Origin of the sequence: Nocardiopsis dassonvillei subsp. dassonvillei DSM 43111 (genome assembly GCF_000092985.1) — a bacterium.
GTDB classification, from domain to species: domain Bacteria; phylum Actinomycetota; class Actinomycetes; order Streptosporangiales; family Streptosporangiaceae; genus Nocardiopsis; species Nocardiopsis dassonvillei.
In genome coordinates this window covers 870,301-884,899 of sequence record NC_014210.1, presented here as the reverse complement: position 1 = coordinate 884,899, position 14,599 = coordinate 870,301, and the positions used below count along the sequence as shown (strand labels likewise).

14 protein-coding genes are annotated in these 14,599 nt (G+C 73.1%); 7 read left to right on the top strand and 7 right to left on the bottom strand.

The window, feature by feature from the left end; all coding sequences use genetic code 11:
* Positions 1–11 precede the first annotated feature (11 nt).
* Positions 12–809: a hydroxypyruvate isomerase family protein gene (locus tag NDAS_RS03585; protein WP_013151773.1), complete on the bottom strand. Its 798-nt coding sequence runs from the start codon at positions 807–809 to the stop codon at positions 12–14.
* A gap of 411 nt (positions 810–1,220) precedes the next feature.
* On the opposite strand from NDAS_RS03585, the gene uraD reads away from it, so the two are divergent.
* The 6 genes from uraD to alc all read left to right on the top strand — a co-directional run bounded on the left by uraD (position 1,221) and on the right by alc (position 7,423).
* A complete protein-coding gene (gene uraD, locus NDAS_RS03580; protein WP_013151772.1) occupies positions 1,221–1,769 on the top strand; it encodes a 2-oxo-4-hydroxy-4-carboxy-5-ureidoimidazoline decarboxylase in 549 nt (182 codons plus the stop codon).
* Entirely contained in the window at positions 1,766–2,104 is a 339-nt protein-coding gene (gene uraH / locus NDAS_RS03575) for a hydroxyisourate hydrolase (protein ID WP_013151771.1), read from the top strand. Before uraD ends, uraH begins: the two co-directional genes overlap by 4 nt.
* A gap of 234 nt (positions 2,105–2,338) precedes the next feature.
* Positions 2,339–3,235 (top strand): factor-independent urate hydroxylase, encoded by an 897-nt coding sequence (gene pucL, locus NDAS_RS03570; RefSeq protein ID WP_013151770.1) that lies wholly within the window; start codon positions 2,339–2,341, stop codon positions 3,233–3,235.
* A gap of 428 nt (positions 3,236–3,663) precedes the next feature.
* A complete protein-coding gene (locus NDAS_RS03565) occupies positions 3,664–5,172 on the top strand; it encodes a nucleobase:cation symporter-2 family protein (protein WP_013151769.1) in 1,509 nt (502 codons plus the stop codon).
* A 108-nt stretch (positions 5,173–5,280) separates the two neighbouring features.
* Positions 5,281–6,207 carry a LysR family transcriptional regulator gene (locus NDAS_RS03560; RefSeq protein ID WP_013151768.1) on the top strand — a complete coding sequence of 309 codons (927 nt, stop codon included), beginning with the start codon at positions 5,281–5,283 and terminating at the stop codon, positions 6,205–6,207.
* Positions 6,208–6,295: 88 nt separating this feature from the next.
* Entirely contained in the window at positions 6,296–7,423 is a 1,128-nt protein-coding gene (gene alc, locus NDAS_RS03555) for an allantoicase (RefSeq protein ID WP_013151767.1), read from the top strand.
* Between the two features lie 60 nt (positions 7,424–7,483).
* On the opposite strand, the gene allB is transcribed toward alc, so the two are convergent.
* Both allB and NDAS_RS03545 read right to left on the bottom strand, forming a co-directional pair.
* On the bottom strand, positions 7,484–8,833 hold the full coding sequence (allB, locus tag NDAS_RS03550; protein WP_013151766.1) for an allantoinase AllB: 1,350 nt from the start codon (positions 8,831–8,833) through the stop codon (positions 7,484–7,486).
* Positions 8,834–8,838: 5 nt separating this feature from the next.
* On the bottom strand, positions 8,839–10,143 hold the full coding sequence (locus tag NDAS_RS03545; RefSeq protein WP_013151765.1) for a DUF6986 family protein: 1,305 nt from the start codon (positions 10,141–10,143) through the stop codon (positions 8,839–8,841).
* Between the two features lie 285 nt (positions 10,144–10,428).
* Between NDAS_RS03545 and NDAS_RS03540 the strand changes: the two genes are divergently transcribed.
* Positions 10,429–11,163: an IclR family transcriptional regulator gene (locus tag NDAS_RS03540; RefSeq protein WP_019606907.1), complete on the top strand. Its 735-nt coding sequence runs from the start codon at positions 10,429–10,431 to the stop codon at positions 11,161–11,163.
* Between the two features lie 135 nt (positions 11,164–11,298).
* On the opposite strand, the gene era is transcribed toward NDAS_RS03540, so the two are convergent.
* From era to ybeY, 4 genes are read right to left on the bottom strand one after another with little or no spacing between them, the layout of a single operon-like run.
* Complete coding sequence (gene era, locus NDAS_RS03535) at positions 11,299–12,267, bottom strand: GTPase Era (protein WP_013151763.1); 969 nt, start codon at positions 12,265–12,267, stop codon at positions 11,299–11,301.
* Positions 12,268–12,276: 9 nt separating this feature from the next.
* Positions 12,277–12,621 (bottom strand): hypothetical protein, encoded by a 345-nt coding sequence (locus tag NDAS_RS03530; RefSeq protein ID WP_013151762.1) that lies wholly within the window; start codon positions 12,619–12,621, stop codon positions 12,277–12,279.
* On the bottom strand, positions 12,618–14,015 hold the full coding sequence (locus tag NDAS_RS03525) for a hemolysin family protein (protein ID WP_013151761.1): 1,398 nt from the start codon (positions 14,013–14,015) through the stop codon (positions 12,618–12,620). The genes NDAS_RS03530 and NDAS_RS03525 overlap by 4 nt, the downstream gene beginning before the upstream one ends.
* Positions 14,012–14,500 carry an rRNA maturation RNase YbeY gene (gene ybeY / locus NDAS_RS03520; RefSeq protein ID WP_013151760.1) on the bottom strand — a complete coding sequence of 163 codons (489 nt, stop codon included), beginning with the start codon at positions 14,498–14,500 and terminating at the stop codon, positions 14,012–14,014. Before ybeY ends, NDAS_RS03525 begins: the two co-directional genes overlap by 4 nt.
* Between the last annotated feature and the right edge of the window lie 99 nt (positions 14,501–14,599).

Below are 14,599 nucleotides of genomic sequence, written 5' to 3'. Positions count from 1 at the left end.
GCGGCCGGGGGTCAGTTGAGCCAGCCGAAGCTCTGGGCGCTGGGCACGGTCGGCTTGTACTCCAGGCCGACGAGCCCCCGGTAGCCCCCGGTCTGGGCGGCGGTGAGCAGTTCCCCGATGGGCAGCCGTCCGGTGCCGGGCTCGCCGCGCCCGGGGGTGTCGGCGATCTGGATGTGTCCGAACTCGGCGGCGTGGTCGCGGACCGCGGCGGCGAAGTCGTCGCCGTTGACGGCGAGGTGGTACAGGTCCGCCAGGAGGGCGACGTTGTCCGCGCCCGCCTCCCGGGCCCGGGCGACGAACGCGAGTCCGTCCGCGGCCGTGGTCAGGGGGTAGCTCTCGGCCCCGCTGATGGGCTCGATGAGGACGGTGCCGCCGACCGCCGCCACGGCCTCGGCCGCCGCGACGGTGTTCTCCAGGGCGGTCCGGTCCTGTTCGCCGGGGTCCACCCCCGGCTGGCGCAGGCCGTAGAGGGCGTTGAAGCCCGTGGCGCCCGTGCGCTCGGCGATGCGCACCACGACGTCGATGTTGGCGCGGAACTCGGCGCTGCGCGAGGGGTGCGAGAGCACGCCCCGGTCGGGTCCGGGCAGCTGGCCCGCGAAGAAGTTGAGGCCGCTGAGACGGACCCCCGCCCGGTCGAGGGCGGAGACGAAGGCGTCGATCTCGTCCTTGGGCGGGGTCGGGCTCTCGAACGGCCACCAGAACTCGACGGCGTCGAAGCCCGCCTCCCGCGCCGCCCGGGGGCGGTCGTGGAGGGGGAGCTCGGTGAACAGCAGCGAGCAGTTCACCGTGTACCCCAGGGTGTGGCTCATACCTTGCCTCCAGCATCTACTTTCACAATGTGGAAAGTAGTTTTCGCTTTAAGGAATGATTGAAGTGTGTGCCGGGGCACCCCCGCTTGTCAACCACTCCGGGAGCCGGCTCCCCCACACCGCGGACGCCACTCCGGGCGCACCGACCCCGCGAACCCCCCGAAACCCGTCGCGGACTCTGTGTGACGGTGAGAAGGTCGGGCCTTCTTTGTGCTCGGGCACAGATCGGGTTATTTTTCGCAGATCTCCCCTTGCGAGTGTTGACAAGGTCACACTCGCATCAACTAGAGTCCCTCCAATCCGTAATACGGAATTAGCTATCTGCACTACGAAAATTCTTGGCGGGGGCTGCGGCGGTGCGCCGTCCCACGGACGGGGACCCGGGGTTCGCGCCAAGTCACGGGAGACCACATGAGCACCCCGGAGGAGCCGGAGAGCGGGCCCGACCCCGGCCTGGCCCGCCTGAACGCCCTGCCCCAACAGGAGCTGCGCGCCGCGCTCGCGCAGTGCCTGGACGTGGACCGCTGGGTCGCGGCAGTCGCGTCCGAGGCGCCCTTCTCCGACCGAGCGGCCCTGCTGGCCTCGGCCGACGGGCACGCCCGCGCCGTCACGGCCGACGAGGTCGCCTCCGCGCTGGCCCGCCACCCCCGCATCGGGGAGAAGGCCGAGGGCGCCGGCACCGAGGCCGCATGGTCGCGCGGAGAGCAGTCCGCCTTCGCCTCCGACACCGACGACGCCTCCGTGCGCGTCCAGCGGATCTTCGCCCACGCCCAGCGCGAGTACGAGGACAGATTCGGGCAGATCTACCTCGTCTGCGCGAGCGGGCGCTCCAGCCGCGAACTCCTCGCCGACCTGGTCGCGCGCCTGTCCAACGACCGCGACACCGAACTGGCCGTGGTCGGCGGGGAGCTGCGGCGGATCGCCGGGCTCCGCCTCGTCAAACTCCTGGAGGACGCATGAGCCACGTCACCACCCACGTCCTGGACGCCGCCCTGGGCAGTCCCGCCCGCGGCGTGCCCGTGCGGCTGGAGGCCGCCGACGGCCCCGGCGCCTGGCGGACGGTCGCCGAGGGGCGCACCGACGACGACGGGCGCGTGCCCGACCTGGGCCCCGACCGGCTCCCCGCGGGCTACCACCGGATCGTCTTCGACACCGCCGCCTACTTCGGGGCCACCGGCCAGCGCGGCTTCTACCCCGAGGTCGCCATCGTGTTCGACCTCGCCGACGAGGACGCCCACTACCACGTCCCGCTGCTGCTGAGCCCGTTCGCCTACTCGACCTACCGGGGCTCCTAGCCGGGCGGGCGCCACGCGCCCTCCCCCTGGGCACCACCCACACAGACCACCGCGGCGGCACGGCCGACCGGGAAGGGAGCGGCGGGCAGGAGATCCTCGCCGGCCAGGGCAAACCTGAATCTTCGAGTGCGCGACAGGTCCTTCCGCACGACCACAGCGGTCCTCCCTCGTAGCACTTGCGCCACGGCGCGAACGATGACGACTTCACGCATCACACGGATGGAGTTCACCCTGATGGGCATCCGACTCGGAGACAACCAGTACGGCAAGGCCGAGGTCCGCCTCGTCCACGTCAACCGCGACACCGACGTCCACCGGATCAAGGACGTCAACGTCACCTCCCAGCTGCGCGGAGAGCTGGAGACGGTGCACACCCTCGGCGACAACAGCACCTGCCTGCCGACCGACACCCAGAAGAACACCGTCTACGCCAAGGCCCGCGAGTGGGGCGGCGTCGGCGCCGTCGAGGACTTCGCCCTGCGTCTGGCCCGCCACTTCGTGGACGAGCACGAGTACGTGCACGGGGCCCGCCAGGAGGTGCACGAGTACTCCTGGGAGCGGATCCAGACCTCCTCCGGCCCGCACGACCACGCGTTCTCGCGCAAGGGCGCCGAGACCCGCACCACCGTCGTCACCAAGACGGGCGACCGGGAGTGGGTGGTCTCCGGCTTCGAGGGCCTGTCCGTGCTCAAGTCCACCGGCTCGGAGTTCCACGGCTACCCCAAGACCAGGTACACGACGCTGCCCGAGACCACCGACCGGATCCTGGCCACCGACGTCACCGCCCGCTGGCGCTACGTGGGCGTGGAGCACGACTTCGACAGCACCTACTCCTCGGTCCGCGCCCTGTGCCTGGACGCCTTCGCCCGGACCCACAGCCTGGCGCTGCAGCAGACCCTCTACGAGATGGGCAGGGCCGTCCTGGAGGCGCACCCGGAGATCGCCGAGATCCGCTTCTCCATGCCCAACAACCACCACTTCCTGGTGGACCTGTCCCCGTTCGGCCTGGACAACCCGAACGAGGTCTTCTTCGCCGCCGACCGCCCCTACGGCAAGATCGAGGCCACCGTGGAGCGCGACGACGCCCCCGGGCCCGGCGACGCCTGGAAGACCGTCCCCGGCTTCGTCTAGAGGCCTCCCCTCCCCGGGACGCCGCCGCACCCCGCCCTCCCGTCCCCGGGCGGCCCGCGACCGTCCCGCGCGTCCGGACGCGCCGAGAGGACCTCGGTGCCCGGACGGCGCCCCCTACGGACAAGCCCTGCCCCGCCCCGTGTCCGGGCGCTCCCCGGTGGGCGCTCCGGCAGGTGCCCCGCGGGCGGGACCGCCCTCTCCTCGCGGTCCCGTCCGCGGCCCCGGCTTCCCGCCGGGCACGCGCACCGACACCCCCGTGACCCGCGCGCACAGCCGTGCCACGGGCCCTGGCCCGCCGCGGCGGGCCCTCCCCCGGCCCCGGCGCCCCCTGACAGGGGTGTCGGGCCGGTGCGACACCACCGGGCCCCGTGCCCGAGAGTTCGGCCCCCTCCGGGGTGGCCGCCGATCGCAAAGGCTGGAAACTGGCCATGTCGAACAGTCCGTCCGCGAAGGACTCGGCCACAACGAACGCCGCCTCCTCCCCCCGCCCCGAGGACGAGAAGCTGCCCGCGCGGCTGCTCCTGGTCTACGGGCTCCAGCACATCCTCACCATGTACGCCGGCGCGGTGGCGCCGGCCCTCGTCATCGGCGCCGCCGCCGGGCTCGCGAACGACCCCGCCGCCATGGGCATCCTCGTCAGCGGCGCGCTCCTCGTGGCGGGGTTCGCCACCCTCATGCAGACCGTGGGCCACCGGCGCGTCGGCGCGCAGATGCCGATCGTGGTGGCCTGCTCCTTCGTCCCCGTCAGCGCCATCACCTCCCTGGCCGCGGGGCAGGACGGCGAGAACCTGCCCGTGGCCTTCGGCGCCTCGCTCGCCGCCGGAGTCTTCGCCCTGGCGCTGACGCCGTTCTTCGGGCAGCTGATCCGCTTCTTCCCCCCGATCGTCACGGGCACCATCATCACCGTCATCGGCGTCAGCCTCATGCCGGTGGCGGCGCGGTGGATCATGGACGGCGGCGCCCGCACCCTGGAGGACGGCTCCACGGTCCCGGCCGCGCCCCTGGCCAACCTCGGACTGGCCGGGCTCACCCTCGGGGTGATCGTGCTCGGCTCCCGGGTCCTCCCCGGCATCTGGGGGCGGCTGTCCATCCTCCTGGGCCTGGTCGTGGGCACCCTGGTCGCCGTCCCCCTGGGCATGGCCGACTTCAGCCGGGTGGGCGAGGCCGACATCGTGTTCGACCCGACCTCGCTGTTCTACTTCGGCGCGCCCCGGTTCGAGGTCGCCGCGGTCGTCACCATGTGCGTCATCATGCTCGTGGTCCTGACCGAGGGGGCCTCGCACATCATCGCGGTCGGGGAGATCACCGGCTCGAAGGTGGACGCCAAGCGCATCTCGGCGGGCCTGCGCGCCGACGTGAGCGGGTCGATCATCGGGCCGGTCTTCAGCGCCACCCCCACCAGCTCCTTCGCGCAGAACATCGGACTGCTGGCCCTGACCAAGGTGCGCAGCCGCTACGTGGTGGCCACCGGCGCGGGCATCCTCGTCGCGCTGGGGATGTTCCCGGTGCTGGGCGGCGCCATGGCGGCCATCCCCACGCCCGTGCTCGGCGGCGCGGGCCTGGTGCTGTTCGGCAGCGTGGCCGCCAGCGGCGTCAAGACCCTGGCCAAGGTGGACTTCACCAACAACCTCAACCTGGTGCTGGTGGCCGCCTCCGTGGGCGTGGCGGTCATCCCGCTGGCCTACCCGACCTTCTACGCGTTCCTGCCCGAGTCGGTGGAGCTGGTCGCGCACTCGGGCATCATCGGCGCGGCCGTCGTGGCGATCGTGCTCAACGTGTGCTTCAACGTGATCGGACGCGGGAGCTCCGCCGCCCCGGCCGAGATCGACGCCGAGGAGATCGGCAGCGCCGGTCCCGGGGAGGCCAAGTACACCGACCAGGCCCGGGAGGCCTACCGCGACGGGGGCGCCGAGCCCCTGGACAAGCCCCGGGCGTGACCGCCGACGGGGCGGGGGCCCCGCCTCCCGCCCCCGGAGCCGGTGTCCGCGGAATCCCCGCGGACACCGGCGTTCCGTTCAGGGCGGCTGAATGGTATCCCTGACAGGATGACCGACTGGGATCTTCGCAAACTCCGCGTCCTGCGCGCCCTGGAGGAGTTCGGGACCGTCCGGGCCACGGCGGAGGCCCTGTGCATGACCCCCTCCGCCGTGTCCCAGCAGCTGTCCTCCCTCTCCCAGCAGGTGGGGGTCGCCCTGCTGGAGGCGCACGGGCGGCGGGTCCGCCTCACCGACGCCGCGCACGCCCTGCTGCGCCACACCGACATCGTCCTGGCCCAGCTGGAGCGGGCCGAGGCCGAACTGGAGGGCTTCGCCCGGGGCGAGGCCGGGCACGTGCGCGTGGGCGCCTTCGCCACCGCCATCCCCAGCCTCGTGGTGCCCGCGCTGGGCGCCCTGCGGCGCGCCCACCCCGGCCTGACCACGCGGGTGCACCAGGCCGAGGCGGCCGAGGTCTACGACCTGTTGTCGGCGGGCGAGATCGACGTCGGCCTGTCCCTGGCCGCCCAGGCCCCCACCGGCCACGACGGCCGCTACGACCGGCGCGAGCTGCTCACCGACCCCCTGGACGCGGCCCTGCCCGCCCACCACCGCTTGGCCGACGCCCGCGCCCTGCGCCTGCGCGACCTGGCCGGGGAACCGTGGATCTACGGGGCCTCGGGCCCCTGGCGCGACATCACCGTCGCCTCGTGCGCGCAGGCGGGGTTCGTCCCCGAGCAGGCGCACGTGGCCTCCGACTGGAGGGCCATCCTGGACATGGTGGCGGCGGGCATGGGCGTCGCGCTGGTCCCCCGGCTGGCCGCCGCGGACGACACCCCCGGGGTCAGCCTGCGGGTGCTGCGCTCCGACCAGCCCCGCCGCCACGTGGTCTCCGCCGTGCGCTCCGGGGCGGGCGGGCGCCCCCAGGTCGCGGTGGTGCTGCGCGCCCTGGCCGACACCGCCGCGGACCTGGGCGGCCCTTCTGTTCAGTTCAACTGAACAGAATGATCAGAAACTTTCGCTGGAAGTAATCGTTTTCTCTTGGGACTCTGGACATGTCCGACACGTCCACTTTTTCGGGAGAAACATGAGCGGGGCCCAGCCCACCGATCCACGTGCCTACAACGCCCGGCCCTACGCGGGCGGCGACCCCTACGCCGACTACCGGGACACCGACCTCGACTTCTCGGCCCTGGTCGACCTGGCCGACCGGCGCCTGGGCGCCGGGGTCGTGGCGGCCAACGACGAGTTCTTCGCCCAGCGCGAGAACCTGCTGCTGCCCGGACCGGCCGTGTTCGACCCGCACGCCTTCGGGCACAAGGGCAAGGTGATGGACGGCTGGGAGACCCGCAGACGCCGCGGCGTGAGCGGCGACCAGCCCCACCCCGCGGCCGACGACCACGACTGGGCCCTGGTCCGCCTCGGCCTGCCCGGCCTGGTGCGCGGCGTGGTGGTGGACACCGCGCACTTCCGCGGCAACCACCCCCGCGAGGTCAGCGTCGAGGCCGTCCACCTGGAGGGCACCCCCACCACGGACGAGCTGCTCAAGGCGGAGTGGACCGAGATCGTCCCCCGCGCCTTCGTGTACGGGCACGCCGCCAACGCCTTCGAGGTGGAGGCACGGCGCCGGTGGACCCACCTGCGCCTCAAGCAGTTCCCCGACGGCGGCGTGGCCCGCCTGCGCGTGTACGGAGAGCCCGTGCCCGACCCCGACTGGCTCACCGCCCTGGGCGGCTTCGACGTGGCCGCCCTGGTCAACGGCGGCATGGTCGAGGACGCCTCGGACCGCTTCTACTCCTCGCCGGACAACATCATCGCCCCCGGCCGCTCGCAGAAGATGGACGACGGCTGGGAGAACCGGCGCCGCCGCGACAGCGAGCACGACTGGGTGCGCTTCCGCCTCACCGCCCAGGCCACCGTCCGCGCCCTGGAGCTGGACACCGCCTACCTCAAGGGCAACGCGGCGGGCTGGGTGGCGGTCCTGGGACGCGACGCGCACTCCGACGCCCCCGACGCGTGGTTCGAGATCGTCCCCCGCACACGGCTGGAGCCCGACAGCGCCCACCGTTTCGTCCTGGACACCCCGGTCACCGCCACCCACGTGCGCACCGACGTGTACCCCGACGGCGGCATCGCGCGCCTCAACGTCTTCGGCTCCCTGACCGGGGCCGGGGCCGACCACCTCCGCGACCGCTGGAGCGAGCTGCGGGGCTGACCCCCTCGCGAACGACCGGGCCGCCGCCGGGATCACCCCGGCGGCGGCCCGTCGCCGTTCCTACCCGCGGACGAGCATCCGCCCGGCCCTGTCCCCGGGCCCCACGTCCCGACCGCGCAGGACGGTGCGGCGCACCCGCCCGAGCAGTTCGGCCCCGTCGTAGGGGCTCACCGGGTTGCGGTGCTCCAGCGCGCGCACGTCCACCCGGAAGGACTCCTCCGGGGCGACCACGGCGAAGTCGGCGTCGGCGCCCTCGGCGATGGCGCCCTTGCCGCGCAGTCCGGCCACCCGCGCGGGCCCGGACGACATCCACCGCACCACGTCCGCCAGGGATCCGCCGCGGCGGCGGGCCTCGGTCCACACCGCGGAGAAGCCCACCTGGAGGCCGGACACCCCGCCCCACGCGGTGCCGAAGTCGCCGGTGTCCAGATCCTTGAGGTCGGGGGTGCTGGGCGAGTGGTCGCTGACCACGCAGTCGATCAGCCCGTCGGCCAGCGCGCGCCACAGCAGGTCGCGGTTGGCCGCGTCCCGGATGGGCGGGCAGCACTTGTACTGGGTGGCCCCCGCGGGCACGCCCTCGGCCTCCAGGGTGAGGTAGTGCGGGCAGGTCTCCACCGTCAGCGGCACGCCCTCGGCCCTGGCCCGGGCGATCAGCGGCAGGGCGGAGGCGCTGGACAGGTGCAGCACGTGCGCGTGGGTGCCGGTGGCCCTGGCCACGTCGATCACCCGGGCGATCGCCTCGTTCTCGGCGGTGTCGGGCCGCGAGGCCAGGAAGGAGGCGTAGTCGCGCCCGGCCGCGGGCGGCGCCCCGTCCAGGACGCCGGGGTCCTCGGCGTGCACGATGAGCCGTCCGCCGAACTCCCCGATCGCCTCCGCGGCCGAGTACAGCTCCTCCTGGGACAGGTGGCCGAACTCCTCCACCCCCGACGGGGACAGGAACGCCTTGAACCCGAACACCCCGCGCTCCCAGAGCGCGGCGAGCTCCTTCGTGGCGCCGGAGCGGCTGTTCTCGGGGACCGCCCCGCCCCAGAAGCCCACGTCCACGGCGAGCTTGCCATCGGCGGCGGCCTGCTTGGCGTCGAGCCCGGCGACGGTGGTGGTCGGCGGCACGCTGTTGAGCGGCATGTCCACCAGGGTCGTGATCCCGCCCAGGGCGGCGGCCCGCGTGGCGGTGGCGAAGCCCTCCCACTCGGTGCGCCCGGGCTCGTTGACGTGCACATGGGTGTCGACCAGGCCCGGCAGCAGCACCTCGTCCCCGGCCAGGGTGATCTCGCGGCGGGCGATGAGCGGCGCGGACTCCCCCTCCAGGACGTTGACCACGCGCCCGTCGCGCACCCCGACGGTGACGGGCCTCTCCCCCTCGGGGGTGAGGGCGCGGCGGGCGCGGACGGCGAGATCGTGCTGGGTCATCGGTTTCACTGCTCCTGTCCCACCCGCCGGCTGGCCAGGCCGACGAGTGTGCGGGTGTCGGTTCCGGCGGCGTCGGCCACCTCGGCCTCGTCCAGCGCCCCGCAGCGTACCCCGCTCACCAGGGCGGCGGCCAACGCCTGGGCGGTGGCGGGCTCGTCCAGCACGCCCCCGGCGACGGCGCCGAGGTAGGCGCGCAGGCGCGCGGCGGCGGGCGCGAAGGCCTCGCGGTAGAAGGCGTAGGTGGCCAGGTAGCGGGTGGGCAGCTGGTGCGGATGCAGGTCCCAGCCCTGGTAGAAGCCGCGCTCCAGGGAGCGTCGGACCAGGGAGGCGTGCAGACGCCAGGCGGCGCGCACCTCCTCGGCCGAGCCCACGGGCAGCACGTTGGTGGAGCCGTCGGAGAGCCACACCCCCGTTCCGGCGGCGGCCACCTGCATGACGGCCTTGGCGTGGTCGGCGACCGGGTGGGCCATGCTCTGGTAGGCGGCGGTGATCCCGCAGGCGGCGCTGTAGTCGTAGGTGCCGTAGTGCAGTGCGCTGACCCTGCCCTGGCCGGCGCCGATCATGCGGGCGACGGCCACCGTGCCGTCGGGGAGCAGGACCGACTGCGGGGTCTCGATCTGCAACTCGAAGCGCAGCCGCCCCTCGGGCAGCTCCAGGCGCCGCTCCAGCTCCTCGGTGAGCCAGACCATCGCCTCGACCTGCTCCACGGAGGTGATCTTGGGCAGGGTGAGCGCGAGCCCGTCCGGCAGCCCGCCCCGCTCCTCCAGGAGGGTGTGCAGGAACAGCGCGAGGCTGCGGGCGCCGCGGGCGCGTCCGGCGGCCTCCATGCCCTTCATCCGCACGCCCAGGACGGGCGGTGCCTGTCCGGCTTCCATGTCGGAGCACAGGGCGCGGGCGGCGGCGACGGTGTCGCTGTCCTCCTGGGCGTCGCCGCGGTCGCCGTAGCCGTCCTCCAGGTCCACGCGCAGGTCCTCGACCGGCTCGCGGACGAGCTTGTCGCGCAGGCGGGGCAGGACCCCGGCCACGGCGTCCTCGTCCACGCCGGTGGCGGCGGCCAGGGCCGCGGCGTCGGGCGCGTACTCGTCCAGACTGCGCAGGGCCGCCTCGCCCCACTCCCTGACCAGTCCGGCCCGGACGCGGTCCGCCGGAACGTAGACGGTGTGCACCGGCTGGCGTGCGCCGGAGGAGCCCGGGTAGTCGCGGACGAGCCGGGCGTCGGCGTCGGCCAGGCGGGCGTTCAGTCCGGCGGTGAGCACGTCCAGGCCGAGATCGGGTTCCCTGCGGCGGTTCTCGGACCGGTCCTGTTGCACGTGTATGTCCCCTCCCAGGCTAGTTTTTCCTATCGTGGATATTAACTTTTGCTATCCGGAATAACAAGGGAGCCCGGGGTGTCCAAGATCCCGGGGCGCAGGTTCCCGGACCACCGGAACACCGTCGTTGCACGTGCTATAGAAGACAGTGAGCCGGAAACCGTCCTCCCCGCGCGGAGGCAGGACCCCGAACCCACGGCCCTCAGCATGGGAGCACGATCCTTGTCAGCCCCACAGACCTCTCTCCACCCTGACGAACAGGGCAAACGCGGACGCTCCGGCGGCGTGCAGTCCCTCGACCGCGCCTTCTCACTGCTGGAGATCATGGCCGAGGCGGGCGGCGAGACCTCGCTGAGCCAGCTGGCCGACTCCTCGGGGCTCCCCCTGCCGACCATCCACCGCATCATCCGCACCCTGGTCGGCAACGGTTACGTGCGCCAGCTGCCCTCCCGCCGCTACGCGCTGGGGCCCCGGCTGATCGGCCTGGGCGACAAGGCCTCGCAGATGCTGGGCACCTGGGCCCGACCGCATCTGGCGCAGCTGGTGGAGGACCTGGGCGAGACCGCCAACCTCGCCATGCTCGACGGCGACAAGGTCGTCTACGTCGCGCAGGTGCCCTCACAGCACTCCATGCGCATGTTCACCGAGGTGGGGCGCCGCGTGCTGCCGCACTCGGCGGGCGTGGGCAAGGCGCTGCTGTCCCAGCTCGACGACGAGGAGGTGCTGGCCACGGTCCGCCGCACCGGCATGCCCGCCGCCACCGACCGCACCATCACCGACCCCGACGCCTTCCTCGCGGAGCTGCGCCGGGTCCGCTCACAGGGCTTCGCCGTGGACGACGGCGAGCAGGAGGTCGGCGTGCGCTGCGTGGCGGTCCCCGTCGCGGGCGCGCCCTCGGGGATGGCCGTGTCGGTGTCGGGCCCCGAGGCCCGGGTGAGCTGGGAGTTCGTGGACCGCGCCGCCCCCATCGTGCGGCGCTGCGCCACCCTGTTGGCCACCGACCTCAACAACCAGACATGACGAACCGGGCCGGGGTCGCCCCGGCCCGGTCTGTTCACCGCGCTCCCGTGCCCACAGCCGGCGGCGCCCGCACCCCGCGAGGCCGCCGCGTGTCGGGGCCCGCGCACGGCACCGGCGGCCCCCGAGGTCAGCCCGTCAAGTGGGCTGGTCGAAGCCCAGCTTGCGCAGCTGCTTGGGGTCGCGCTGCCAGTCCTTGGCCACCCGCACCCGCAGGTCCAGGAACACCCGTCGGCCCAACAGGGCCTCGATCTGCTTGCGGGCCCGCGAACCCACGTCGCGCAGGCGCGAGCCCTTGGACCCGATCACGATCGCCTTCTGGCTGGAGCGCTCCACGTACAGCGACGCGTAGATGTCCACCAGCTCCTTGCCCGGGCGGGTGTTCTCGCGCTCGTACATCTCGTCCACGACCACCGCGATGGAGTGCGGCAGCTCGTCGCGCACACCCTCCAGGGCGGCCTCGCGCACCAGCTCCGCCACCAGCATCTCGTCCGGCTCGTCGGTGAGGTCGCCGTCCGGGTACAGCGGCGGCCCCTCCGGCAGGTGCGAGCACAGCACGTCGGTGACGGTCTCCAGCTGGAAGCCCCCCTGGGCCGAGACCGGGACGATGTCGGCCCAGTCGCCCAGCTCGTTCACCGCCATCAGGTGACGGCCCACGGCGTCCCGGTCCACCAGGTCGGTCTTGGTGACCAGGGCGACCACGGGGGTGTTGGTCTGCTCCGCCAGCTCCTTGGCGATGTAGGTGTCGCCCCGCCCGATCGGCTCGTTGGCGGGCAGGCAGAACGCGATCACGTCCACCTCGACCAGGGTGGACCGCACCAGCGAGTCCAACCGCTCACCCAGCAGGGTGCGCGGCTTGTGCAGGCCGGGCGTGTCCACGATGATCAGCTGCGCGTCGGGCCGGTGCACGATCCCGCGCACCGTGCGCCGCGTGGTCTGGGGCCGGTTGCTGGTGATCGCCACCTTCTGCCCGACCAGCGCGTTCATCAGGGTGGACTTGCCCACGTTGGGGCGGCCCACGAAGCACGCGAAACCGCTGCGGAAGCCCTCGGGGTGGGAGGGCATCTCCAGCGGTAGGCGCAGCTTCTCCAGGTCGAGCTCGTTCATGGGTCCTTCTCAGCTCCGGGTGATGCTCGCGGGCACCCCGTCGGGGGCCGCGATCACCACCACCTGGGTCTTCAGGTCTTCCGCCACCGCGCGGTCGTCCTCGGTCAGCTCCGCGGCCTCGGTGACCACCACGGCGGCCTCCAGCGCGGTGGCCTCACCGGAGACCGCCGCGGCCACGGCCGCCTGGAGCGCGGACAGCCGGAGCGAGGGCAGTGACACCGTCGTGGCCACGTACGTGCGCCCGGTCTCGTCGCGCACCGCCGCGCCCTCCGCCGCCGCGTTGCGGGCCCGGGAGGCCCGCGCGAGCGTGATGAGCTTGCCGTCCTCGGGGCCGAGCCCCGTCGTCTCCGTCACTGCTCCGTGCTCCTCACGTCGTCGTTGTCCTCCTCCGGCGCCCCTTCGGCGTCGGCGGGCAGGCGCTCCACCAGGACCGTGGTCATCCGGCTCCGGCGGCTGCTCTTGCCCTCGAGGGTCAGTCGGAGACCAGCGTATTCGGCCCGGTCCCCTCCCACGGGCACCCGGCCCAGGACGAACGCCACGAGTCCGCCGACGGTCTCCACGTCCGCCACGTCCAGGTCCCGGTCCGGGAACAGCTCGTCCAGCTCGCCCAGCGGCAGGCGGGCGGTCACCCGCACCCGGTCCGCGTCGAGCCAGGCCACCGGCGGGATCTCGTGGTCGTACTCGTCGGTGATCTCACCGACGATCTCCTCCACGATGTCCTCCAGGGTCACCAGGCCCGCCGTGCCGCCGTACTCGTCGATGGCCACCGCGACGTGGTTGCGCTGCTGCTGCATCTCGCGCAGCAGCTCGTCGATGGGCTTGGTGTCGGGGACGTAGTTCGCCTGGCGCATCACGTCGCCCGCGGTGAGCGGCACCTCGTCGTCGGTGCCCGCGGCCGCCGCCCAGCGGTCGCGCAGCTGGTACACCAGGTCCTTGAGGTAGACGATGCCGACCACGTCGTCCTCGTCCTCACCCGTCACCGGGATGCGCGAGTAACCGCTGGCCAGCGCCAGGGTCAGCACCGCGTCGGCGTCGGCCTCGCGGCTGGTGAACACGATGTCGGGGCGGGGCACCATCACCTCGCGCACGGGCGTGTCGTCGAGCTTGAACACCGAGTGGATCATCTGGCTCTCCTCGGGGTCGATGACCTCCCCCCGCTCGGCCAGGTCCACGAGCTGGCGCAGCTCCACCTCGGTGCTGAAGGGGCCCTCGCGGTCGCCCTTGGCGCGCGGGGTGAGCGCGCGACCCGCCCCCACGAACAGCTGGGCGATGGGGCCCACCACGACCTGGACCGGGTAGACCACCGCCGCGCTGGCGCGCGCGAAGGCCCCGGAGAACTGGCGGCCGAGGATGCGCGGCGCGATCGCGATCAGCACCGACTCCACCACGACCATCGCCGCGGCGGTCAACCCGAGTGCGGGCCAGCCGAGCCCCAGCAGGAACACCATGCCCACGGCGGCGGCCAGCACCGCGCACACCTCGCACACCACGCGCAGGAACAGCAGCACGTTGAGGTGGCGGGTGGGGTCCGCCGACACCCGCTCCCAGCGGCGCCCGGACTTGGCCACGCGCTCACCGGAACTCGCCTCGGGCAGGCCCACCGACATCACACGGGTGACGGCGACCTCCGCGGCCACCAGGAAGCCCGCGACGGCGGTCAGCACCAGGGCCACCGCGAACGCGCTGATCCACTCCACGGGCTCACCGGTGGTCAACGGGGCGATGTCAGGCCAGGCCGACGGAGTCATCGGGCGCTCTCATCCCCTTCGGCCCCGGCCGCCTCGCGCTCGCGCCAGGCCGCGAGGATCTCGCCCTGGAGACCGAACATCTCCTTGTGCTCCTCGGGCTCGGCGTGGTCGTAGCCCAGCAGGTGCAGGATGCCGTGCGTGCACAGCAGGTCGATCTCCGCCTCGGTGCCGTGCCCGGCCTTCTCCGCCTGGCGCTCGGCGACCTGCGGACAGATGATCACGTCCCCCAGGACGCCCGGCTCGCTCGTGCGGCCGGGGCCGCCGGGGCGCAGTTCGTCCATCGGGAAGGAGAGCACGTCGGTGGGGCCCGGCTCGTCCATCCACCGCACGTGCAGGTCGGCCATCGGCTCCTCGTCCACGAGCACGACGGACAGCTCGGCCAGCGGATGGACGCGCATGGCGTCGAGCACGTGACGGGCCAGACGGGAGAGCCTCTCCTCGTCCACGGTGGTGACGCCGGACTCGTTGGCGACGTCGATACTCATGGTTGCGGCTGCCTTACCTAGGGATCGCGGGGCCGGGCGGAGTGCCCGGCCGGTGGTGCGGCGCGCCGGTCCGGCGCGCCCTCGGCAACCGAACCGGTG